Source organism: Gracilibacillus oryzae (assembly GCF_009498735.1).
In the GTDB taxonomy this organism is placed as follows: Bacteria; Bacillota; Bacilli; order Bacillales; family Amphibacillaceae; genus Gracilibacillus; species Gracilibacillus oryzae.
Genome location: NZ_ML762424.1, coordinates 173,707 through 196,917, shown reverse-complemented (window position 1 = coordinate 196,917; position 23,211 = coordinate 173,707). Strand labels below are relative to the sequence as shown.

At 36.7% G+C, this 23,211-nt stretch carries 19 protein-coding genes and 1 riboswitch; of the genes, 12 read left to right on the top strand and 7 right to left on the bottom strand.

Annotated features, from left to right (window positions below):
* Positions 1-5: 5 nt before the first annotated feature.
* Positions 6-3,473 carry a hypothetical protein gene (locus F9U64_RS00880; RefSeq protein WP_153400890.1) on the top strand — a complete coding sequence of 1,156 codons (3,468 nt, stop codon included), beginning with the start codon at positions 6-8 and terminating at the stop codon, positions 3,471-3,473.
* A gap of 175 nt (positions 3,474-3,648) precedes the next feature.
* On the top strand, positions 3,649-3,825 hold the full coding sequence (locus F9U64_RS00875) for a hypothetical protein (protein WP_153400889.1): 177 nt from the start codon (positions 3,649-3,651) through the stop codon (positions 3,823-3,825).
* On the opposite strand, the gene F9U64_RS00870 is transcribed toward F9U64_RS00875, so the two are convergent.
* The gene (locus F9U64_RS00870; RefSeq protein WP_153400888.1) at positions 3,812-4,585 is read right to left on the bottom strand and encodes a protein kinase domain-containing protein; all 774 of its coding nucleotides are present in this window, start codon (positions 4,583-4,585) and stop codon (positions 3,812-3,814) included. The genes F9U64_RS00875 and F9U64_RS00870 overlap by 14 nt on opposite strands.
* A gap of 332 nt (positions 4,586-4,917) precedes the next feature.
* Here F9U64_RS00870 and F9U64_RS00865 point away from each other — a divergent pair, with 332 nt between their 5' ends.
* The 4 genes from F9U64_RS00865 (at position 4,918) to F9U64_RS00850 (ending at position 10,678) form a co-directional block, all read left to right on the top strand.
* Complete coding sequence (locus F9U64_RS00865; RefSeq protein ID WP_153400887.1) at positions 4,918-5,541, top strand: class D sortase; 624 nt, start codon at positions 4,918-4,920, stop codon at positions 5,539-5,541.
* Positions 5,542-5,723: 182 nt separating this feature from the next.
* Positions 5,724-7,796: an EAL domain-containing protein gene (locus tag F9U64_RS00860; RefSeq protein ID WP_323125809.1), complete on the top strand. Its 2,073-nt coding sequence runs from the start codon at positions 5,724-5,726 to the stop codon at positions 7,794-7,796.
* Positions 7,797-8,233: 437 nt separating this feature from the next.
* Positions 8,234-9,775 carry a malate:quinone oxidoreductase gene (locus tag F9U64_RS00855; RefSeq protein WP_228275567.1) on the top strand — a complete coding sequence of 514 codons (1,542 nt, stop codon included), beginning with the start codon at positions 8,234-8,236 and terminating at the stop codon, positions 9,773-9,775.
* A 156-nt stretch (positions 9,776-9,931) separates the two neighbouring features.
* Positions 9,932-10,678 (top strand): YqcI/YcgG family protein, encoded by a 747-nt coding sequence (locus F9U64_RS00850; protein ID WP_407647264.1) that lies wholly within the window; start codon positions 9,932-9,934, stop codon positions 10,676-10,678.
* 4 nt (positions 10,679-10,682) lie between these two features.
* Here the strand turns inward: F9U64_RS00850 and panF are convergent, their stop codons facing one another.
* From panF to F9U64_RS00835, 3 genes are all read right to left on the bottom strand, one after another.
* Complete coding sequence (gene panF / locus F9U64_RS00845; RefSeq protein ID WP_153400883.1) at positions 10,683-12,128, bottom strand: sodium/pantothenate symporter; 1,446 nt, start codon at positions 12,126-12,128, stop codon at positions 10,683-10,685.
* Complete coding sequence (locus tag F9U64_RS00840; protein ID WP_194287240.1) at positions 12,125-12,400, bottom strand: YhdT family protein; 276 nt, start codon at positions 12,398-12,400, stop codon at positions 12,125-12,127. The genes panF and F9U64_RS00840 overlap by 4 nt, the downstream gene beginning before the upstream one ends.
* Positions 12,401-12,592: 192 nt before the next feature.
* Positions 12,593-13,420 carry an ATP-grasp domain-containing protein gene (locus tag F9U64_RS00835; RefSeq protein WP_323125808.1) on the bottom strand — a complete coding sequence of 276 codons (828 nt, stop codon included), beginning with the start codon at positions 13,418-13,420 and terminating at the stop codon, positions 12,593-12,595.
* Between the two features lie 179 nt (positions 13,421-13,599).
* Between F9U64_RS00835 and F9U64_RS00830 the strand changes: the two genes are divergently transcribed.
* On the top strand, positions 13,600-14,145 hold the full coding sequence (locus F9U64_RS00830) for a cupin domain-containing protein (protein ID WP_153400880.1): 546 nt from the start codon (positions 13,600-13,602) through the stop codon (positions 14,143-14,145).
* A 47-nt stretch (positions 14,146-14,192) separates the two neighbouring features.
* Here the strand turns inward: F9U64_RS00830 and F9U64_RS00825 are convergent, their stop codons facing one another.
* Positions 14,193-15,176 (bottom strand): glycoside hydrolase family 43 protein, encoded by a 984-nt coding sequence (locus tag F9U64_RS00825; protein WP_153400879.1) that lies wholly within the window; start codon positions 15,174-15,176, stop codon positions 14,193-14,195.
* 208 nt (positions 15,177-15,384) lie between these two features.
* A riboswitch (purine riboswitch) is annotated at positions 15,385-15,486 on the top strand.
* Between the two features lie 126 nt (positions 15,487-15,612).
* Between F9U64_RS00825 and F9U64_RS00820 the strand changes: the two genes are divergently transcribed.
* The 5 genes from F9U64_RS00820 to F9U64_RS00800 all read left to right on the top strand — a co-directional run bounded on the left by F9U64_RS00820 (position 15,613) and on the right by F9U64_RS00800 (position 21,519).
* Complete coding sequence (locus F9U64_RS00820) at positions 15,613-16,203, top strand: xanthine phosphoribosyltransferase (protein WP_153400878.1); 591 nt, start codon at positions 15,613-15,615, stop codon at positions 16,201-16,203.
* On the top strand, positions 16,200-17,501 hold the full coding sequence (locus F9U64_RS00815; protein WP_153400877.1) for a nucleobase:cation symporter-2 family protein: 1,302 nt from the start codon (positions 16,200-16,202) through the stop codon (positions 17,499-17,501). The genes F9U64_RS00820 and F9U64_RS00815 overlap by 4 nt, the downstream gene beginning before the upstream one ends.
* Before the next feature lie 136 nt (positions 17,502-17,637).
* Complete coding sequence (locus tag F9U64_RS00810) at positions 17,638-17,943, top strand: 2-keto-3-deoxygluconate kinase (protein ID WP_228275536.1); 306 nt, start codon at positions 17,638-17,640, stop codon at positions 17,941-17,943.
* Between the two features lie 17 nt (positions 17,944-17,960).
* On the top strand, positions 17,961-19,709 hold the full coding sequence (locus tag F9U64_RS00805) for an ABC transporter ATP-binding protein (RefSeq protein ID WP_153400876.1): 1,749 nt from the start codon (positions 17,961-17,963) through the stop codon (positions 19,707-19,709).
* The gene (locus F9U64_RS00800) at positions 19,696-21,519 is read left to right on the top strand and encodes an ABC transporter ATP-binding protein (protein ID WP_153400875.1); all 1,824 of its coding nucleotides are present in this window, start codon (positions 19,696-19,698) and stop codon (positions 21,517-21,519) included. Before F9U64_RS00805 ends, F9U64_RS00800 begins: the two co-directional genes overlap by 14 nt.
* Positions 21,520-21,650: 131 nt before the next feature.
* On the opposite strand, the gene F9U64_RS00795 is transcribed toward F9U64_RS00800, so the two are convergent.
* A complete protein-coding gene (locus tag F9U64_RS00795) occupies positions 21,651-22,460 on the bottom strand; it encodes a LysM peptidoglycan-binding domain-containing protein (protein ID WP_194287239.1) in 810 nt (269 codons plus the stop codon).
* A gap of 180 nt (positions 22,461-22,640) precedes the next feature.
* The gene (locus F9U64_RS00790; protein WP_228275535.1) at positions 22,641-23,201 is read right to left on the bottom strand and encodes a TetR/AcrR family transcriptional regulator; all 561 of its coding nucleotides are present in this window, start codon (positions 23,199-23,201) and stop codon (positions 22,641-22,643) included.
* Positions 23,202-23,211: the final 10 nt, after the last annotated feature.

Sequence of the window (23,211 nt, the reverse complement as noted above, 5' to 3'; positions counted from 1 at the left end):
AGTGTGTGACAGATCTATCCAGATATAAACGGCAAAAAATTGTGAAAGAAGAAATGCAGGACTTATTAAAAGCAGGGTTTATCGATCAGAAAGAGTATGAGAGATTTCTCGATTCGTATAATCAATACATAAAGCATGATGAGGAAAAAAGGCAAACCATTCATACAGGTGAGCTTCATACTGTATCTATTCCTAAAGAGAAAAAACCGAAGGAAACCAAAACAAAGGTTAAGAAGATAAAAGAACAAAGTCCAGCTCCTGTTGCTGCCAGTCAGCCAAAAGTAAAAACAGCAGAGCAGATTAGAGAAAGAAACATTACCTGGCTGCTAGTATTAGGGGTGACCTTCTTATTAATCAGCGGTTTAGTTGTTGCAACAAGTACATGGGAGCAAATGGGTGCCTTACTCAAAGTGATAACATTGCTAGGTGTTTCTGTTTTCTTCTTAATTCTAAGTGCGGTTTCCAGCTCCATTCTAAAAATTAATAAAACAGCTTTTGCCTTTCTGACGTTAGGGAGTTTGTTATTACCAATTGCGGTCATAGCAATAGGATATTTTGGCCTTCTAGGAGATTATTTAACACTGACAGGTGAAGGAAGATTTGTGCTTGGCATGATTTGTACAATACTGCCACTTCCGTTATATGCGAGAAATGCAGTAAAAAATCAATCAAAATTATTTGTATGGATATTCTACCTATTTTTAACCTTTTTTATTGGATTTAGTATTGCAGCAACAAAGGTTCCAGTTGATGTGTACTATTTTCTCATTATGTTATATAACGGTCTTCTATTACTTGGGTATCATCGCTTACAAAATTATCAGAAGATTAGAATCTTTATCAAGGAACTTCCGGGTTATGCTCAATTGAATCTAGTTATCTCAACAATATTAATGCTATTTGTGTTTGATCAGAAGTTATTCTACAGCTTTAATATTCTGTTAACAGCATTTCTTTATATATCAATGATCTTTATCTATAACACAAAAAAAGGATACCATTTTATGTTTACGGTATTATTTGCATATGGTATCTATCAGCTGACTGAAAATTCTTGGCTGCATTCGATTGATTTATTTGTGTATAGTCTGATTGGGGCAGGATATCTTGGTTTTGCTTATCTCATAAAAAGAGATGATTACTTAGTAAGAGTATTTCATTATACGAGTGCCTTTATGTCCGTGGCGGCTTTTATTTATATCAGCTTCCAGGGGATTATACTAAGAGCTCAGGAAGACTCATGGGTTTTATTGCTTGCATATTTTACAATTGTATTGACGTATATTTATCTTGCCAATATTACAAAAAACAGGATCTTTCCCTGGCTGGCATCTGTTTTTCTCATTGTGTCAGGTTTTCAAATATGGGAGTTAGTTTTCGAACCTGTCAATCTGAGTTTTCCGTTGTTTATGTTTCTATATGCAAGTCTGTTGTTTACAGGAATTGGGCTGCGAACAAACGTAAAGTATTTAAATCCAATCAATAGAAGTACCTATTATATTTCTATTATTGCTATGATTTTTTCCATTTTCATTGGATTGTTGGCAGAGTCTTACATCCAGGTTTGCTTCATGTTTGTATTATTTGGCTGCTTAGCTTTACTGGAGTTCTTTTCACAAGGGGAACAATTTAAAAAGACGGCTGCATGGACTAATGCAGTAAGCTGGTGGTTCGCGCTGTATATGTTATATCCTGCAATAATAGAGCAATCTTTCTTATATCAGATATACTTCGATGCTCCTTTTCATCTGGCTGTAGCTGGAATAATTATGTTAGCAATAAGTCTTGTTTGGAAAAAAACCGCTAGAAAAATGTTAGAAAATGCATCATTTTATATTGGCCAAATCAGTTACTTGCTAGCTTTGTTCTCATTGATGGACATTTATTCGATTGATACGGTATTTGTAAGGCCGGCAATTTTATTTGTTGGCATCGGTGCAGCGGTATGGTTAGTAAGACATACCGGGATTACCTATTTATGGTCGATTGTCTCCGTAATGACGCTAGCTTTTTATATGTCACTAATCAGTACTTTATCACTTGATGGGTTTGTATCCATTGCCTGGTTTATGCAGACAGCACCAGTTTTACTTTTAGTGATTGAGAGATTTGCAGGAAAATATGCAGAAAGTATCAAACCTCATTTCTTTTGGCTTTCTATCATCGTACAATCATTTTTGATATTGCTGATTCTGCTTGATCAGCTGATGGTACAATTATTAAATCCAATTATTATACTGATTCCATTGGCTGTGTATTTATACAGTACATTCGGGAAAAAGCTGGAATGGCAAGTGAAAATACTGCTATATGCTGCCATGACGATGATTCCCATACTGCTAAGTGGATATGCCATTTATTATGATGATCTTCTTGATATCGGTTTTGGCTATCGCTTAATCATATCGAGTGTATTTTTTGCAATCATATGGAAGTTCGTACCACTTTTAGTCTGGAAGAAGAGAATGGAATGGTATATGATTCCATTTTCCTTAACTAGTTTAGTTACCGTAATTGCCATTGAGCCAATCAATACATTGTTGGAATTAGTTATTGTAATTTGTTTTCTCATTTTAAATCTCTATTTCCTGCATGTGCGCAAATGGCTGACTGTTGTGTTATTTCCATTATTATTGACGATTCTGTTATGGGAACAGCAAGAAGTTGTTTATACTGATATAAACTTATTTTTTATTAGTATTGTATGTTTTTTCATTTTGCTTATTGCAGGGAAGTTGTTATATCGCCAGTTTTATCAGAAGGTCTCTGACCATTGGCTGGTTGATTGGTATTCAGCTGTTGCTTTCGTTTATGCTGCTTATTTGTTAAAATACTCAACAGGATTTCCAAGTGTATGGATTCAAATCATTCCATATCTATTACTTGCTGTCTGGCTGTTTCTTCATATAAAACGAATAGATCACAGCTTCTTGAAGAAAGTTTTCGTCACCTTAGGAGCGATCAGTCTTTTACCAGCATATTATCATGTTTTATTTGAATATAAGTCGCATATTCCTGAACTTTTCGAAGCTGAATTCATTGTCATGCCAATCATTATTTTGTCGATCCTATTATCAAGAAGAACTTGGAGAGAATATCAGAGGATAATGGCAAATGTCCAAACAGTGATACTTGTCTTTATCACTGTCTACTTAATTGCCGATGCAATTCAAAGCAATACTGTCTGGGATGCACTAATTGTAGGCACCCTTTCGATTGTGTCATTACTTGCAGGAATGAAATTTCAGATCAGATCCTATTTATTTATTGGCCTTGGTACATTATTATTTAATGTAATATACCAGACGAAACCTTACTGGGGTAACATGCCATGGTGGGGATACCTGTTAATAGCAGGGCTTACACTAATAATAATAGCGAGCTACAATGAATGGAAAAAACAACGCAAGGCAGATAATAAATTAGCAAAGAAAATAAAAAACATGCTGGCACAATTAAAAGAATGGGAATAAGTACGAAGGACAGTTGCACTGACTTATGCATGAAGCAATTTTGTTTATATTTCTGGAAGAAGGCAGTGTAATAAAAAAAGTGAAACATAAAAAGAAAAGTAATCGTATGAATAGCAGGGAGGTAGTTCTATGTTTAAAAAAATTATCAAAACCATATCACATGAAATGAAAAAGCGTGGCAGCAGCAGCAGGAGACACCGCTATCACCATTACAGCTCAAGTAAAAGAAAAAAACACCGCTATTATGGAAGCAGCAGTAGTGGACGGCGACGCCACCATCCATACTCAGGCTCTCATCGATATAAGCGACGCGGATTCTTTGGAAGCAGCAGTGGCAGTTAATAAGAAATGACATTAATCGCGTGATGGACATCTGTTATAATTTCATGCACATTGCTGTAGGGTTGTTCAATCTGCAGTAGTTTTTTGAGGATACCTGTTGTCTGATTATGCAAGTGTAACTCTTCCGTCCAAGGTCGATTCTTTTTAGACTTAGCATCATAAGTGGAATATAAAATGAACAAAAGAAAGTCACCTAAGTCAAAAAAATCATCTTGGACGATCTCTTTTTTATGGATGTTATCAAGACATTGAGATAGACCAAAATCAATTAAATAAATTTGATTGTCACTCAGCATAACATTCGGAATTCTGATATCACAATGTGCAATACCTTGCTTGTGTGTATAGGCCACTATTTCAAGTAATTGTCTGAAAAATAATAAGGCCTCTGCTTCGTTAAATACTTTCTTCTTACTGAATAATAAATCTTCTAAGTTATCTCCTTCTATAAATTCCATTGAAAAAAAGTGATTTCCTTCATATGTAAATGTTTCGATTAAATAAGGGATACTCGGGTGGTCAAATAATTGAAGGGCAGCAGTTTCCTGTTTATACATCTTTTCATTTTCTTTTTTCTTACTTTTTCGCATTTGCTTCACAACACATTTAGAACCGGACTCCAACTCTATACATAAATAAGCAATACCATAACTGCCATCCCCTAATACTTTTTCGATTTTGTAACGTTCAGCTAATATAGATTGAGAGGGATAGGTTTTATCCATTATTTTTTGACATATTCTTTTCATTAACCAATATATAAGTTCCATAAGTACCTCTTATTCTTAAATTCGAAGATTATAAAATTATTGTACCAGAAAAACAAAGAAATTATGTAGTGAATCTATCACGGTGATAAATGTCTCTAATTTTCCACTTCAAGTTTCGCTTAACTCTACGAATCTATACAAAACTCGATAAAGAGCCAAATCACTTGAATTGAATTTGCCTAGCAATTATAGTAAACGTATACATGAAGTTAGAATATTTTAATAAAGGGTATGAGTAACTGAAGGATAAGTTTCGCTAACGATCCATGGGGGGAAAAACTTCCATTGAGCAAAGTCTCACTTTATAAAAACATGATTGGCGAGGTGTTAGCATGAAAAAACTATCAATATTATTTGTTTTTGCAGGTATCATTTTATTATGTGTCGGCGGGTATAGATATTTTACAATTCAAGCAGCAGAGGACCAGGCAATGAATGAAGCACAGAACATATTAACCGAAGCTAAGGAAGCTAACCAAGCAAATCAAACAAGCCAATCAGCCAAAAGCGATGAATCTGTAGAGCCTGTTAAGCAAGAGAAGAACAGCTTTCAACCAGAAACCGGAGATGTAGTAGGGGTTCTGGAAATCCCAGAATTAAATGCAGAATTACCCATTATCGAAGGTACAGATCCTGATGAGTTAGAGAAAGGTGTTGGCCATTATAAAAGTTCCGCTTATCCTGAGCAAAGTGACCAGGTTGTCTTATCAGGACATCGGGATACAGTATTTCGCAATCTGGGGGAGCTTAAGAATGGAGATACTTTTATTGTTAAATTGTCATATGGTGATTTTGAATATGAAATGGTAAGCTCGAAGATTGTGGATGCAGATGACACCACTGTTATTAAATCAACTGCCCCGAGAGAAGAGTTAGTGATCACAACTTGTTATCCTTTTTCCTACATAGGAAATGCAGCAGAACGATATATTATTTATGCAAAACCTGTTTATTAAAAACGTATTGATTCAATGCGTTTTTTTTATTTTCTGCATTATTAGCATTAGTTCTTCCATTTGTTAAGAATTTGTTAAGGAATAACGGTTAATATATAAATCGGACTAGGTATATTGTATTATTAAAACGACAATATTCGAAAAAATATTACCTTTATCGTGCGAATATTGATATAATCATCATGAAATATCTTGATGCATTACAGCACAAATCATCTGAGAAGATTGCATCATTCAGATATTATCTGGAGGAGATGAAAGTCTATATGAATAACAACTATAATATAGTTTTAGTCACAATCTCCATTCTTATTGCGATTGTGGCATCATATTCGGCATTGAGCATTGCCGCTAAGATTTCTAATAGCATGGGGAGAAGCAAAATTTTCTGGTTAGTAGCAGGATCGATTGTTATGGGGGCTGGTGTATGGTCCATGCATTTTATTGGGATGCTGGCCCATCATTCACATGGATTGGTCGAATACAATGTACCCATAACGATTTTATCAATGATTGCGAGTATTGTTTCCTCTTTTCTTGCATTTTATATTACTATGCCTAAAGCAATTCACTGGTTCAAAATTGCATTAGGCGGGATAGTCATGGGAAGTGGGATTGTGGCGATGCACTATCTCGGAATGGAAGCCATGATAATGGATGCGGAAATGGTATATGATCTCAATTTGGTAGCTTTATCTGTTATTATTGCTCTTTTTACATCATATGCGGCATTGTTTTTATTTACCAAATTCAGAAATCACCCATCAACAAGTTTATTAAAATGGCTGTCAGCTGTCATTATGGGGATTGCCATTTCGGGTATGCATTATACTGGAATGAATGCAACCACATTCCATATGGCAGAAGGGCATATGTCACATCAGCAGCACCTTGATCTCTTCCTGGTGTTTGGGGTTGTTACTACAATCTTTGTCATCATTATCGTTTCATGGGCAGCAATGTTTTTTGACCGCTATGTTTTAGAGAAATTGGCATATCAGGATAATATTACTGGTTTAGCGAACAGAAATGAAATGACACGCCACTTTAGGAAGATGTCAGGTGAAGTTATTGGTGTTTTATATTTGGATTTAGATCAATTTAAAGCAATTAATGACACATTAGGTCATGAAATTGGAGATTTGTTATTAAAGGAAGTTGGCGGGATATTAAGGGAATTTGAAACTCAGCAAATACATGCCTATCGGATTGGCGGGGATGAATTCTTATTTATTATCGACCATTCTGATATTCAGGAGATGGAGAGGATTGCTGATGAAATATTAGGGGAAATCAAGCAGCCATTCCAGATTGTCAACAATGAATTATATGTGACAGGAAGTATCGGAATAGCTGTTGATCCTGTTATGGAATCAGACCACTCGCGGTTATTGAGAGCTGCTGATACAGCAATGTATACAGCTAAAAGGAATGGGAAGAACCGGTATTGTATTTATACCGAAGAAATGGGAGTCAAGGAAGTCAGGAGAATGGAATTAGAGAAAGACTTACAACGAGCACTTGAGGATGAGCAGTTTTTTCTGGAATATCAACCGAAATGGAATGTGAAAACAGATAGCTTATATGGCTTCGAAGCCTTAGTACGGTGGGAGCATCCCAGATTAGGATTAGTTTCCCCTGGTGAATTTATCCCTATTACTGAAGAAAATGGATTTATTGTCCCTCTTACAAAATGGACATTAGAAAAAGCTTGTCAGCAATGCCAGATGTGGCAACAGCAAGGGATTAATCAGCCTGTTTCTGTTAACCTGTCACCAAGACTATTTCAAACAGATACATTATCCAGACTTGTCGAAGGAGTCTTAGATGAGTTCGAATTAGAACCAAGTTACTTGGAACTGGAAATTACAGAATCCATGATGCTGCATGATGTAGAAGATATCGTGAAACAGCTTACAGAGCTTCGGCAGCTTGGTGTCAGAATATCGATGGATGATTTTGGAACAGGATATTCTTCTATCGGCTTGCTAGATACACTGCCAATCAATACTGTTAAATTGGACAGGATTTTTACGAAAGATATCGACAAACCAAGTAAACAAGCTATCATCCAGGCGATACTAATATTGGCTGAATCTCTTGGTTTAGATGTTATAGCAGAAGGAGTGGAATTAAAGCAGGATATTGAACACTTAACGAAATTAGGTTGTTTTGTTATGCAGGGTTTTTATTACAGTAAGCCAATTAAGTTTGAGAGTATTGAAGATTGGACAATTCAAATGGGATCTAACTAAGTATATTGAAGATACATTACTGCTAAAAGCATAAAAAAGGCAGATTTATTAACAAATTATTTTGAATTCAAACTAATTTCACTAAATACGCATAAATAAAGGGTTAAGGGGAATTATCAATATCAATCAGCGATGTTAAACCATGAAGCGGAATAACCTAGATAATTTGAAAAAAATTGTATTAGGAGCAACAGAGTGAAAAAAGGGGGGCTTTTTTACCATTAGGAAATCTAATGGTCAGGGCGCCCTCTTTCTTCATGTCCTGTTCCTGAGAGAAATCGTGATACAGCGTAAAAGGTTAATAAGGTGTGACAGGTTTATATCCTGCTTTAAAATCTTACCTAACTAATATATAATAGTATTTGTGTATTTCAATCTAATAATCTTAGTGATAAAATAATAAGTAGTTTTTGTGATACGGAATCGATGTATTTTCTATCTTTTCTGCAAATTTTAACAGTGTAAGGAAGGTAAAAATGACTAGCAATCATACAAGTACAGACGTTATTTTAATTGGTGCAGGTATCATGAGTGCAACATTGGGATCTATGTTGAAAGAACTAGATCCAGACATGAATATTACAATGTTTGAAAAACTCGATAGCTCCGGAGTAGAAAGCTCGAATGAATGGAATAATGCAGGGACAGGACATGCTGCATTATGTGAGCTGAATTATACTACAGAAAGACCGGATGGTTCTATCGATATTACGAAAGCGGTTAAAGTAAATGAACAGTTTCAAGTATCAAAACAGTTCTGGTCTCACCTTGTCAACAGGAAGTTGATTTCCAATCCGCGTGATTTTATTATGCCATTGCCTCATATGAGCTTTGTCCAAGGTGAGAAAAATGTCACGTTTCTAAAAAAGCGTTTTGAAGCGCTTACTGCCACTCCATTATTTCAAGGAATGGAATATTCCGATAATCCTGACAAGTTAAAAGAGTGGATCCCTGTAATGATGGAAAACCGCAAGAATGATGAGCCAATTGCCGCAACAAAGATAGATTCTGGAACAGATGTTAATTTCGGTGCTCTGACTCGCAAATTGTTCAATCATTTGGAACAGAATAATGCAAAAATGAAATTCAAACACAGTGTGGTTGGATTAAAGCGAAATAGTGAAGGTGCTTGGGAAGTAAAGGTGCGTAACCTTGATAATGGCACTGTCGAAACGCACACAGCTAAGTTTGTTTTTATTGGTGCAGGTGGCGGAAGTCTGCATTTACTGCAAAAAACCGGAATCCCAGAAGGAAGACGCATGGGCGGGTTTCCTGTAAGTGGTTTGTTTATGGTTTGTAAAAATCCTGAAGTTATCAGAAAGCACCATGCCAAAGTTTACGGAAAAGCCAAAGTCGGTGCACCGCCAATGTCTGTGCCACACCTTGACACACGCTTTATTGACAATGAAAAATCTTTACTGTTTGGTCCGTTTGCAGGCTTTTCGCCAAAGTTTCTAAAAACGGGTTCTGTCTTTGACTTAATTAACTCCGTTAAACCAAATAACCTGTTAACAAGGCTGTCTGCAGGCGCAAAAAACATGGCATTAACAAAATACTTGATTCAGCAGGTTATGTTGTCAAAAGAGCAGAGAATGGAAGAATTGCGTGAATTTATACCTGATGCCAAGAGTGAAGATTGGGATTTGCTTGTTGCAGGCCAGCGTGTTCAGGTAATTAAGGATACAGAGGCAGGCAGAGGAACATTGCAATTTGGTACAGAAGTAGTAAGTGCTGCAGATGGTTCGATCGCTGCATTGCTTGGCGCGTCACCAGGTGCCTCTACAGCAGTTTCTGTTATGCTGGAAGTGCTTGAAAGATGTTTCCCTGAGCAGATCAACGAATGGGAACCAAAAATTAAAGAAATGATCCCATCCTATGGGAAGAAATTGTTAGACCATCCAGAACTAATTCGCGAAATTCATATGACAACAGACAAAGCGTTAGGCTTTAAAGATGATAATATAGCAAAATCACAATAGAAATTAATAATAAGAAAGCATCATCCAAATAGAGGGTGGTGCTTTTTCGCTGAAGGACCAACTATGTGCAGTAGTCAGGGAACTAATATGCCCAATTTCTTTCTAGACATTCACCCATTTTGCACCTGTCTGAATATACTGGTACAAAAATATGAGGTGAGCAACTTGAATAAACTTTATAAAGATCATGAAATCGAGCGGAAACCAGATTCTTGTTGGGAAAAATCAGTGTTAGCAGAATTTCATCAGAAAATGACAGATAGAGATCATCTCTTTCCTTGTATACCTGCCACTATCGGCCATTCTTTACATCAGTTTCGCTATGCATTTCTTGGAGATCCGACAAAGCATGAAACCATCAAGGAATTTTCAGGATTGCTGGATCAGTTTTCAGATCAATTTAAAGAACTTGGCGATTATACGTCATTGGTTGTTTTTTACAAAATATCAGAAGAAATGAAAAAGAAATATACTGTAGAACAATTCGAACAACTGTTTTGGCAGCAATTAAATGGGCTTTCAGTCGAAGATGAATATGAATGGCCAGAAGAGATTCCCCAACATCCAGGTGAACCGAGCTGGGAATTTTGCTATCGAGGAGAAAGGTACTTTATTTATTGTGCAACACCCGCTCATGAAAAAAGAAACAGCCGTCATTTTGATACCATTATGTTAGCTCTGACTCCCAGATGGATCTTTCAGACTTTTAATGAAACAGCCCATGCTGAAAAAATAAAGAATCAAGTGCGAAAGCGGATAACAGAATATGACGATATTTCTATTCATCCGGAATTAAAAACATATGGATCTGCGGATAATTTTGAATGGAAGCAATATTTCTTGCGAGATGATAATACCACATTATCTCAATGTCCTTTTCATAAGGGAAAAGAGGCTGAGTAAATGCTCAGCCTCTTTCAACTCCTGCCAGCGGTTTGCTTTTAACCATCACACTGCCAAAGATATAAGCAATCAATGCCAATACAATTGAAGTTACAACGGTATGCATGCCAAAAGGTTCTGGATAAAAACTGTGGAATAAAATATAGGAAAGAATTCCGACAATCATTGATGCAAGGGCGCCATTTCTGTTCCCTTTTTCCCAATATAATCCTAATACAATTGGCCAGATAAAGGCAGCTTCTAACCCGCCAATAGCAAATAAATTGAGCCAAATAATCAGATCAGGCGGATTGACTGCGATCAGATAGACAATGATTCCTAACCCCGCTGTAATGGTCATACTGATTTTTTTGACTTTTTCCTTTGCAGCTTCTGGGTTGATGTAATTAATATAAATGTCTTTTACAATCGTGGAACTGACAAGCAGTAATAAGGAATCGACTGTTGACATAATGGCAGCTAAAGGGGCTGCTAATACGATACCTGCCACCCATGCAGGGAGAACATTCAGTGCGATTTCCGGCATTACTTTATCCCCGATCTCAATTCCTGGAATAATCGCTCTTGCGAATGCTCCAATAATATGCATATTAAGCATAATCACTCCAACCACAATTGTCCCGATTATTAAGGCTAAATGAAAGGATTTTGTATCCTTATACGACATTGCCCTGACAGCAATCTGCGGTAATGCAACAACCCCGACACCTACCAAAATCCAATAAGAAGAAACATAGGCTGGCGTTAATGTGCCATCAGCGCCAAAGGGGGTAATCAAATTTGGATTAACATTCTGCAGATCAGTGATAATAGCAGGAATCCCGCCTCCTGCAATAATCACAGCAATAAGCAATACTAATGTCCCGATAAACATAATACTGCCTTGAATAGCATCCGTTAAGGTAACTGCACGAAATCCGCCGAAAGTAACATAAACTAAAACTGTTAGAACAAATATAAATAATGCCGTATTATAGGATAAGCCTGTCAATGATTCAATCAGTCGTCCACCACCGATCCATTGGGCAGCCATCGCTGAAAATAAAAAAATTACAATACTAATCGAAGAGAGGATAACAACTGCTTTTGATTGATATCGTTCTTTCAAAAAATCAACCATGGTAACAGCGTTATACTTTTTGGTCATGATTGCAAACTTTTTACCAAGGATCATTAACGTGAAATACCCTGTTGCTACCTGGGTAACGGACAGTAACACCCATCCTAAGCCTTCATTATAGGCAACTCCCGGACCTCCAATAAAGCTGCTTGCACTTCCATATGTAGCAGTCATTGTCATGGCTAGGACAAACCCGCCTAAACTTCTTCCGCCTAAATAGTAATCTTGAATAAATGATGTACTCTCACTTTGTTTCCGGCTTGCCATCAATCCAATAAGAAAGATAATAGCGACAGAGCCAAATAACGAAACTGCTGCTTGCCAATTCATCTCTTTTCTAACTCCTCATCATCAAAAGGTACATTTACAAAAAATTTCTTCACAATAAAAAATACGAGCACTGCCATAATGAGAACACCGATAATACAACTGTAAAAAAACCATGCGGGAAAACCGAAAATATAATGATATTCGGAGACATCCGCACTCCCTAGACCATATGCAAAACCAAACCACCAGATAAAATTAAATAAGACCAAACCTATACCGATCAGAGCTTCTCTATTTGCAATGCTAAACCGGTAATCTTTTTGTTGTGACAAAATAGAAACCTCCTTGTCTGGTTTGAATAGTAACTAAATTATACATTATTTATTGCGGCTTGCGAGTGAAAAGCATTAGCAAATGTGGTAGTTTTTCTTATAATTTGGCATTTCAAAAATTTTAAATGATAAAAAAAGAAGAGGAATTGGCAAATACCAACACTCTTCTGGTTTGTGATTGTTGTAAGGAACCTATGAAATAATCTTTCCAGGTGCTGGCGCTGTTGGAAAAGGGGATAAGAAAGACTTTAACAGATAATGATAGATCGCCTGCTCCACTGTTATATCCTGATTAAGCAGTCCCTGATTCCCGAATAGCACATTGAATTCCAATATATAATATTTTCCTTCACTGACAAGAATATCGAATCCGGCATGATTTATATTTAACGTTTTGGCAACCTTAGTAATTAACGTTAATGCATCTTCAGGGATAAAGTTATAGCAAACTTCGCCACCCTGCGCGATATTATGCAGAAATTCTCCTTCTTGGCCAATTCTCCAATAAGCAGCATGAATCTCATCTCCAACAAAACATACACGTAAATCTTTCCCGTCATTCGGCAAGTATTCCTGAACGTAAAGGATTTCATTTTTCTTCGCATATTGGAGGAATTGTTCCTCTGTTTCGATCAGAAATACACCTTTTCCCATGGAGTTTTTTGCTTCCTTCGCTACAAAGGGGTAGGGAAATGTCTCAAGTACCTTTATCAGGTTGCTGGTAGTATTCGCTAAAATTTCTGTATAAGGAACATTTTGCTTTGCAACAGACCATAAAGCGCGAGTCATTTCAATTTTATTTGTTCCGATCTGGATTGTTTCAATGCTTGGAAATATTTTTTTCTTTAATCCATACACAAGCGTAGTTACCTGCCATGTTTCCGGAAAAAGAATGAGATCTGCTTCACGAATCGCATCAATTTCCTGAAACATAAGCTCTGGCTTTATATATTGAATCCCGGGTATTCCAATTGTCCGAAAAGGGTTAAACGAAATTAATTTCATTTTTTCATTTCTCATTTCTCCATATGATTAATATAACAATATAATATTAGCATGATTTCAAAAAAATACTAGATTTGTTTGAAATATTTTACTTTGAAAGCAGGTACTTTTTCAATATAAATTCATATGCTAGATATTATCCAGGCTTTTAGAGAAAGCTTGAAAAAGAGTTCAACTTAGAAAGGACAGGGAAGATGTATCATAATAACAATGGCTATAAAAATTCGAATTGGTATAATGCAGGTTATTATGGGATTAATCCACAAAGTCAGACACGCCAAAATTCTATGATAATGGATTACGGCCAACAGCCTTTTGTTGTCAATATTAATAATATAACCAAACAAAACAGAACATTTCGCACGGCAGTATGGACAGGAGATCATTTGCAGCTTACCTTAATGTCGATAGCCGTGGGTGAAGACATTGGATTAGAAATGCATCCTGATGTGGATCAGTTTTTGAGAATAGAACAAGGGCAAGGAATTGTCTATATGGGCCAGAATAAAAACAACCTTAACTTTGCGAGATATGTAAGTGATGATACGGCAATTATTATCCCTGCTGGAACATGGCATAATGTAGTAAACACTGGAAATATTCCATTAAAATTATATTCTATTTATGCACCGCCGAATCATCCTTTCGGTACTGTTCATCAAACAAAAGGGGATGCGATGGCATCTGAAGAAAATCATGTGAATTGGCAAAATTATTATAATATGCAGACTTACTGGTGATAATAAAATCCCCGAAGTATTATTGCTCCGGGGATTTTAGATTTGGTTTATTTTTCATAGGGATCAATTGTCTGAATCGTCCCATCTTCGTTATAGGTTAACTCAGTAAATTTAACAGAGCGCTTATGATTCACACCATCTGACATTTCGCAATCATGATAGAACAGGTACCACTTTCCTTCAAATTCCGCAATGGAATGATGTGTTGTCCAGCCAATCACAGGTTTTAGTATAGTTCCTTTGAATGTAAATGGTCCTTGAGGATTGTCACTTACAGCATAAACGATTTTGTGGGTAGTGCCTGTTGAATAGGACAGATAATATTGACCATTGTATTTATGCACCCATGCTCCCTCAAAAAATCTTCGGTCTTCATCTCCTGCAAGAATCGGGTCACCGTTTTCATCTACAATCGATATTTCTTTTGGCTTCTGTTTGAATGAAAGCATATCATCACTTAATTCAGCTACTTGGGGTCCTAAAGCAGGTTCTTCAGGTTTTGGCTCTTTACCATCAGGGTTAAAGCTGCCTGTCTGCCATTTCTCCAGCTGGCCGCCCCAAAGCCCGCCAAAATATACATATGCTTTCTTGTCTTCATCAACAAGGACAGCAGGGTCAATACTGAAACTGCCGGGAATATAATCGGCTTCAGGGGCAAATGGCCCTTCTGGTTTATCACTTGTCGCAACACCGATACGGAATATATTATCATGGTCTCTAGCAGGAAAAACCAAATAATACTTTCCGTTTTTATAAGCAGCATCTGGTGCCCAAAGCTGTTTACTTGCCCAAGGAATATCTTTTACATGCAGAACCTGCCCATGATCGACACATGGAGCGCTTACATTTTCCAATGACAGCACATGATAATCTTCCATTTTATATTGATCGCCATTATCGTTAGAAGGTTCATTATGGTCAAGATCGTGTGATGGATAAATATATAGTTTCCCATCAAAAACATGTGCAGATGGATCTGCTGTATAAATATGAGTGACTAAAGGCGTGTTGGATTTTGTTTGATTATTCATTTTATCCCCTCCATAATTATCTGATATAATACTAGTATACTAGATCAAACTGACTTTGTATAGTGAAAAAACAAAGTGGGTAGAGGGAAAGTTATAATGTATCTATCCAAGTTATTTAATTAATTATTCATGTAATTCTGAAAATTGGCTTTTTTAATTTAAGTGAAAAAAAATCTTGTCAACTGTCCCGAACGTGTTACAATGTATAAATAACTTTTCATATTTCACTCGTATAATAGCAGGGATATGGCCTGCAAGTTTCTACCAGATTACCGTAAATGATCTGACTATGGGTGAGCAATGGGATGAATAGAATGCAAATAAGTTCTTTCATATGCCCAAGGATCATTGCTCTCTCGTAAAGGTGAGTGATTGGATCTTTGGGCTTTTTTGTTGTTTATTAACATCTAGAGAATATATTTTGGGGGGACCAATCATGGAAAAACTGCAGAATAAGATTTTACAAGAAGGGATAGCTCTTTCAGACAGTGTGTTGAAAGTTGATAGATTTCTAAACCATCAAATTGACCCGCAATTAATGCAGGAAATTGGCAAAGAATTTGCAAATAGATTTGAACAAGAAGGTATAACAAAAATCGTAACATTGGAATCTTCAGGTATTGCACCAGCTGTTATGGCAGGATTAATGCTCAATGTTCCGGTAATTTTCGCACGTAAGAAAAAATCACTGACTTTAACGGATGGATTAATCACTTCCAAAGTTTACTCCTATACAAAACAGGAAACAAATGAAATTTCTGTTTCGAATAAATTCTTGGAGAAAGCAGAGAAAGTATTAATTATTGATGACTTCCTGGCAAACGGCCAAGCTGCATTAGCACTTACCGATATTGTAGAGAAGGCGGAAGCAACAGTTGCAGGAATAGGAATCGTGATTGAGAAGGCATTTCAGGATGGCGGCGAAATCCTGAAAAAGAAAGGCTATCGTGTAGAATCACTTGCACGGATTCAATCATTAGCAGATGGAAAAATAGAGTTTGTTAAAGAGAAGGAGCAAGTACGATGAAATTAACAAAAGGACGTATAGCATCACTGGGTTTTCAACATGTTTTAGCAATGTATGCAGGTGCCGTCGTTGTTCCTTTAATTGTCGGTGCAGGGATTGGGCTTACGAATGAGCAACTGACATATCTTATTTCCATCGATATTCTAATGTGCGGGATCGCTAGTATTCTGCAAGTCTGGAAGAATCGATTCTCCGGGATCGGCTTACCTGTTGTATTAGGCTGTACCTTTACTGCAGTTGGTCCAATTATCGCAATTGGGAATGAATATGGAATAACTTCCATATATGGCTCCATTCTCGTGTCAGGTCTCGTTGTTGTATTAATCGCTAAATTTTTCAGTAAGTTAATAAAGTTCTTTCCACCTGTTGTAACAGGTTCAGTAGTCACTATCATTGGGATAACACTAATACCTGTTGCGATGAATGACTTAGCAGGCGGAGAAGGAAGTGCAGATTTCGGAAGTTTGACTAACCTTGCTCTGGGTTTCGGCACGCTTCTGATCATTTTGTTAATCTTCCGTTTTGGAAAAGGGTTTATTCAATCAATTGCAATTTTAATTGGTATATTAGCAGGAACAATTGTTGCTTATTTTATGGGAATTGTAGATTTTAGCCCTGTTGCTGAAAGCTCTTGGCTGCATTTACCGACACCATTTCATTTCGGAACACCAGAGTTTCATCTGACTCCAATTTTAACAATGATCCTGGTCGCTATTGTCAGTCTTGTAGAATCAACAGGTGTGTATTTTGCTTTAAGTGATATTTGTGATAAAAAACTGGAAGATAAAGATTTAGAAAAAGGTTACCGGGCAGAAGGTTTGGCAATCATTTTCGGTGGTATCTTTAATTCATTCCCATATACTACTTTTTCACAGAATGTTGGGCTCATTCAGTTATCAGGCATAAGAACAAATAATGTGATCTATACTGCTGGTGTGATGCTAGTCTTACTGGGCCTTGTTCCTAAAATAGGTGCACTGACACTTGTCATTCCTAAGGCAGTGTTAGGCGGAGCGATGATTGCAATGTTCGGTATGGTAATTTCATATGGTATCAAGATGTTAAGCAAGGTGGATTTTTCTTCACAAGAAAACTTGTTAATCGTTGCCTGCTCTGTAGGTATGGGGCTTGGCGTAACGGTTGTACCGGAAATTTTTGCTAAACTGCCGCAAAGTATAAACATATTGACAGACAGTGGTATCGTAATTGGAAGTCTAACGGCTATCTGTTTGAATATAGTATTTCATATCCGGAAACAGGAACAAGTAACAATACCAGAAGCAAAGAAAACAGCTTAAAATAAATAAAATTGTAATGACAGAATTCTTTAGGGAGTAAAGGATTCTGTCTTTTTTTAATTAGGAATGTATAAAATTAATACATTGACTGTTTGAATACAAATGTATACAATTAGTTACAAAGGAGTTGATAGAAATGAAGGATATGGAGACAAATCATGCAAAAGATGTTAGCCGCAAGAAACATAAAGGAAAAGGAAGGCATCGAGGGGCACAAACCTTTCGCAGGGGGCGGGCATTGGATTTTCGTGAAAGATTATACATAAAAAGAGACACGTTAAAAAAACAATTAGAGGCATCAGAGTACAAGGAGATCAGACAAATTATTATAGGAGAATTAAAAGCAGTTGAATTAATTATTGAAGAATTTACAAAACAATTTGAATTACATGAGCTGGAGAACGTTTCTGACAGGAAAGAAGAAGATCCTGCCGGTGAATAGCAGAAGGAGTTAAAATTATGTGGGGATTAAGATCATATATAAAACCTTACTGGAAATTTTTAATTTTCGCCCCAATATTTATGTTAATGGAAGTATTTTTCGATCTGCTTCAGCCCAGGTTAGCGGCTTATATTATAGATTTTGGGGTAGTAGAGCGTGATATGGAAACAATTCAACAAACAGGATTGTTGATGGTATTAGTAGCACTTTTATCTTTAGTCAGTGGTGTTGCCTGTAATCTTTTTGCAAGTCGTGCTTCACAGAATTTTGGGGCAGATATAAGAGAGGCGTTATATGCTAAAATACAGCGTTTTTCCTTTGAGGATATCCATTCGTTTCAAACAGGATCACTTATTACCAGGGTGACAAACGATGTTGTTCAAGCCCAGAATCTGGTTCAAATTATTTTACAGCGTCTTGTTCGTTCTCCAAGTTTATTAATCGGCAGTGTTATTATGGCTTTATCAATCAATGTAAAACTTGGATTGATTTTGTTAGGAACACTGCTTTTACTATTGATCGTTCTAGTATTTTTCATTCGTTTCTCTTTTCCGTTATTTTCCAAGGTGCAAACTCAACTGGACAGCGTAAATACAAGAATCCAGGATAATTTAGCTGGAATAAGAGTAGTGAAAGCTTTTGTAAGAGCTCATTTTGAAACAAAGCGTTTTAAAAAAGTGAACAAAGACTATACACAAAAATCAATTAAAGCAGCCCGGTTTATGGCAATAAATGGCCCTGTTGTGACATTAATTATGAATATGTGTTTGATTATCATTCTTTTATACGGGGGTAACTTAACTGGAAGAAATGATTTACAAGTGGGGGATTTGGTTGCCTTTATTAATTATGTTACACAAGCGCTTTCATCATTGGTAATGGTAAGCGGATTGCTAATGTCACTATCTCAGGCCAAGGTTTCTTCGAATCGTATCAATGAAGTATTAACCACAGAACCAAAAATGATCATGAAAGAATTAGATAGCATTCCATCTTTTTCAGCAGCGCATATTCGCTTTGAAGAGGTTTCTTTTGCTTACAATAATGTAACAAAAAAAGAGGATATGACGCTAAAAGATATTAATTTTGAAGCATTTCATGGGGAAACCATTGCGATAATTGGAGCAACAGGGGCGGGAAAGTCCACCTTTGTTCAATTAATCCCAAGATTATATGATGTCAGCTCAGGGGCAATTTTAATTGACGGCAAGAACATTAAAGACCTGCCGCTACTCCAGTTACGTCAGAATATTGGTATTGTGCTGCAGGACGCTTTTTTATTTAGTGGAACGATAAGAGACAACATCAGCTTTGGAAAAGCGGGGTCAGATCAAGAAGAGATTGAAACTGCTGCCAAAATCGCTCAAGCTCATGATTTCATTATGAAACTGCCGAACGGTTATGATACAAAAGTCGGGCAAAAAGGAATTAATTTATCTGGTGGGCAGAAACAAAGAATATCTATTGCCAGAACATTATTAATGAGGCCGCCTGTTTTAATTCTGGATGATAGTACAAGTGCATTAGATTTAGGGACAGAAAAACTACTTCGTGAAGCCTTACAAGATATTATGCAGGAATGCATTACGTTTATTATTGCACAGCGTATTTCATCAGTGAAGACTGCAGATAAAATCCTTGTGATAGAGGAAGGAACAATTGTCGGTGCTGGTACACATCAAGACTTATTAAAAAGCAATGAAGTATATCATTCTATTTATGCATCGCAATATGGAAATGAGGAGGCTGCATATGTCCAACATTAAAAATAAAGCTTCTGCTAACTTATCCCAGATAGGACTAAATCAGGGACCTGGATCGCGACCTGGTGAAATTGCAAAGGTACGATCCAAAAATGTAAAAGAGACAATACGAAGAATCTGGAGTTACTTAAAGGTTCAACGATTACATTTACTTATTGTTTTTATCAGTACCATTCTTAGTACTTGTTTCACGTTACTGAGTCCATACTTAATTGGTAAAACCATCGATAATTATATTGTTGTCCAGCAATTTGATGGGGTATTAAAAATGGGCGGGATTCTGTTTATTGTCTATGTTTCAGGGGCGCTTTTTACATGGATTCAACAATTTTTTGCGGCTAGTTTATCACAGCATACAGTCCGTGATATGAGACAGGATCTGTTCGAAAAATATCAAGGTTTGCCAATCAAATTTTTTGACAAAAGCACCCATGGAGATCTGATGAGCAGAACAACGAATGATATTGCGAATGTTTCCAATACCTTAAATCAAACAGTCGTTCAACTTATTTCCAGTATTTTCATGCTTGCAGGAAGTGTAGTGATGATGTTAAGCCTGAGTATCAGAATGACACTTATTACGATATTCATTGTACCAACTGTAGCATATATAACGAAGAAAATAACGACATACACCAAAAAATATTTTTCTGAACAGCAAAGTCATTTAGGAAGTGTAAATGGATTTGTCCAGGAGAACATTACAGGTTTAAAAGTAACGAAAGCTTTTGGGAGAGAAGCTGTATCACTGGATGAATTTCGTGTAATTAATGAGAAATTGAGGGCTGTTGGTGTGAAAGCACAAAGTTTATCGGGTTCGATGGGACCCATTATGAATACAATGCGTAATCTCAGTTTTGTTGTTATTGCTGTATTTGGCGGGATTTTTGCTTATCATGAAATCATTACGATTGGTATCATTGTCAGCTTTCTGAACTATTCCAACCAATTTAGCCAGCCGATCAATCAACTTGCTAATCAATATAATCTGCTTCAGTCTGCTATAGCGGGAGCCGAGCGTGTTTTTGAAGTCTTAGATCAGCCATCTGAAGAAAACATCGAAAAGAAGACAGATGTCGACAAGAAGATCAAAGGGGAAGTCAACTTTGACAAGGTGTACTTTCATTATGAAACAGATGTTGCTGTGCTGAAAAACCTCTCCTTGCATGCTAAGCCTGGAGAAATGGTTGCATTAGTTGGTCCGACTGGAGCTGGAAAAACAACGATTATTAATCTATTGACACGTTTTTATGAAATTCAGTCAGGGAAGATACTAATTGATGGAAAAGATATACGACAGATGGATAAAGATTATTTAAGACAACAGATCGGGTTAGTATTACAAGATGCGTATGTTTTTTCAGGTACTATTATGGATAATATTCGTTATGGCCGTTTAGATGCAACAGATCAGGAGGTGGAAGAGGCTGCAAAGCTTGCCAATGCTCACAGCTTTATTCAGAAACTGCCTAAAGGGTATGAGACGTATATTACTTCTGACGGAAGTATCAGCCAGGGGCAAAGACAGCTCTTAACAATTGCCCGTGCTGTTCTTGCAAATCCGTCTATCCTCATTTTAGACGAAGCAACCAGCAGTGTTGATACGAGGACAGAACGCCATATTCAAGAAGCAATGAAATCCTTGATGAAAGGGAGAACAAGTTTTGTTATTGCACATCGCCTGAGCACCATTCAGGAAGCTGATACGATCCTTGTTCTGGATAATGGCGAGATTATTGAGAGTGGTTCACACAAGGAATTAGTAATAAAGAATGGATTTTATCAGAAATTATATGAGAATCAGTTAGCATAAGACATTTGCCTATAAATCAGAGATCTTCCTTTGTATAAGCTTTACTAGGTATCATCATTTCTTTGGAGACCGTTTTTGCAAGGTCCTCACGACAATGTTGGTGAGGACCTTGTTGTGTTAAAAAGGTTTGATCACTGGTCGAGAATTAGTTTCACTTGAACAAGATCCTGCACTGAACCATCCATTGCACTTCTTGTATAAACTTCCAGAATGCCTTCTGAAGATGTTGGTGATTGATCAAATAGCAAGTTATCCTCAAAAGAGCTATAGGCAGGCGCTCCATATGCAGTCATTGTTCCTGTATCCCTAATCACTTCGACGCCATTACTGTCATATAGACGGTACAAGACAGTAGCTTCATATGCTCTTGCATACCCTGTGAGACGCTGGTTATTTTGCACTGTTGTTCCAGGGAAAGGTGAAGTTACGACAATATTAGTAGAACTAGGAAGTGGAATAATTAAACGGTAGCCTTCACGGATAAGGTCAGGAGAAAAGGAGGCTCGATTGCTGTTGGCTAATATAATCTGCTGTATAGCGATGCCTGATCTGCTTGAAATAGAAACGATACTGTCATTTGTTTCTACTTGATAAATATAAGCAGGTATTATAATTTGTTGATTAGGATAAATAAAGCCGGGATTTTGAATATTATCATTTATTCCTGCTAATAATTCAGGTGAAGTGGCATAACGAGAAGCGATAGACCAAATCGTATCACCAGTGGATATGACATATAATGTTTTAGCCTGATACGCATTGCGGACAGGTATTAACAAAGCCTGATTGACCATAATCATTTGTGCTTCCGTAAAAGGGGGATACAAAGCATTGACTTGTGTCATAATTGCCGGGTCACTATCATATCTGTTGGCAAGGTAAGATAAAGATTCGCCAGGCAGCACAATGTGAATCACATGCGTTCCTGATTGAACAGGCATTTTCTTCCCTCCATTCCAATAACTCATTCTAAAAAAAACAGATTGATACATCATATTATTTAAACTAACTTTTTATGTTTGGTTACAGAAAAACAAGTGACACAAAAGTTATGCAGCCAAGAAAGCGTCATAGCGTCAATATATTTATCGACGCTAATGTTTTCATTCACTTCTTCTATTTCAATCAATCAGCAAAGAGTTAATTCCCTGTTTGGCGAACGAATTAATCATAATTGCCAATTCTTTTGGCGTTTTGTCCATCCCGTTTGCCAGCCAGCTTTTTATTACATATATACTTCCACTGACAATAAAAGTACTTAAATACTGGGCTGTATCCTGATGAAGCGGTTGACCAAAGAATCCATTATCAATGATATTTTTTTTGGCAACAACCATTACTTTTTTTAAAAAAGCAGCATCACCATTTTCCCCTAATAATGTCTGACATACTTCTTTGTTTTCTACAATATATTCCATTAACTTCTCTGTTACTTCCAGTGATTCTTCTTCCTTGGTCAAGTTGCAATCATTCAGATACTTATTCATATCTGCAATAATTTCTTCTTCCATTTTATATAATAAATCGTATTGATCCGAATAGTGAGAATAAAATGTAGAACGATTGATGTCTGCCAGCTGACATATTTCTTTGACGGTAATACTTGATAATTGTTTTTGATTTAATAATTTTAAGAAACTATCTTTCAATACCATCTTTGTATATTTTTTTCGTCGATCCATGGATAAACAC

Coding starts and splice junctions, on each gene's coding strand:
- F9U64_RS00870 (WP_153400888.1), bottom strand. CDS start 4,585: ATGGAACTTATATATTGGTTAATGAAAAGAATATGTCAAAAAATAATG.
- F9U64_RS00865 (WP_153400887.1), top strand. CDS start 4,918: ATGAAAAAACTATCAATATTATTTGTTTTTGCAGGTATCATTTTATTA.
- F9U64_RS00860 (WP_323125809.1), top strand. CDS start 5,724: ATGAAATATCTTGATGCATTACAGCACAAATCATCTGAGAAGATTGCA.
- panF (WP_153400883.1), bottom strand. CDS start 12,128: ATGAATTGGCAAGCAGCAGTTTCGTTATTTGGCTCTGTCGCTATTATC.
- F9U64_RS00835 (WP_323125808.1), bottom strand. CDS start 13,420: ATGAGAAATGAAAAAATGAAATTAATTTCGTTTAACCCTTTTCGGACA.
- F9U64_RS00830 (WP_153400880.1), top strand. CDS start 13,600: ATGTATCATAATAACAATGGCTATAAAAATTCGAATTGGTATAATGCA.
- F9U64_RS00825 (WP_153400879.1), bottom strand. CDS start 15,176: ATGAATAATCAAACAAAATCCAACACGCCTTTAGTCACTCATATTTAT.
- F9U64_RS00820 (WP_153400878.1), top strand. CDS start 15,613: ATGGAAAAACTGCAGAATAAGATTTTACAAGAAGGGATAGCTCTTTCA.
- F9U64_RS00815 (WP_153400877.1), top strand. CDS start 16,200: ATGAAATTAACAAAAGGACGTATAGCATCACTGGGTTTTCAACATGTT.
- F9U64_RS00810 (WP_228275536.1), top strand. CDS start 17,638: ATGAAGGATATGGAGACAAATCATGCAAAAGATGTTAGCCGCAAGAAA.
- F9U64_RS00805 (WP_153400876.1), top strand. CDS start 17,961: ATGTGGGGATTAAGATCATATATAAAACCTTACTGGAAATTTTTAATT.
- F9U64_RS00800 (WP_153400875.1), top strand. CDS start 19,696: ATGTCCAACATTAAAAATAAAGCTTCTGCTAACTTATCCCAGATAGGA.
- F9U64_RS00795 (WP_194287239.1), bottom strand. CDS start 22,460: ATGCCTGTTCAATCAGGAACGCATGTGATTCACATTGTGCTGCCTGGC.
- F9U64_RS00790 (WP_228275535.1), bottom strand. CDS start 23,201: ATGGATCGACGAAAAAAATATACAAAGATGGTATTGAAAGATAGTTTC.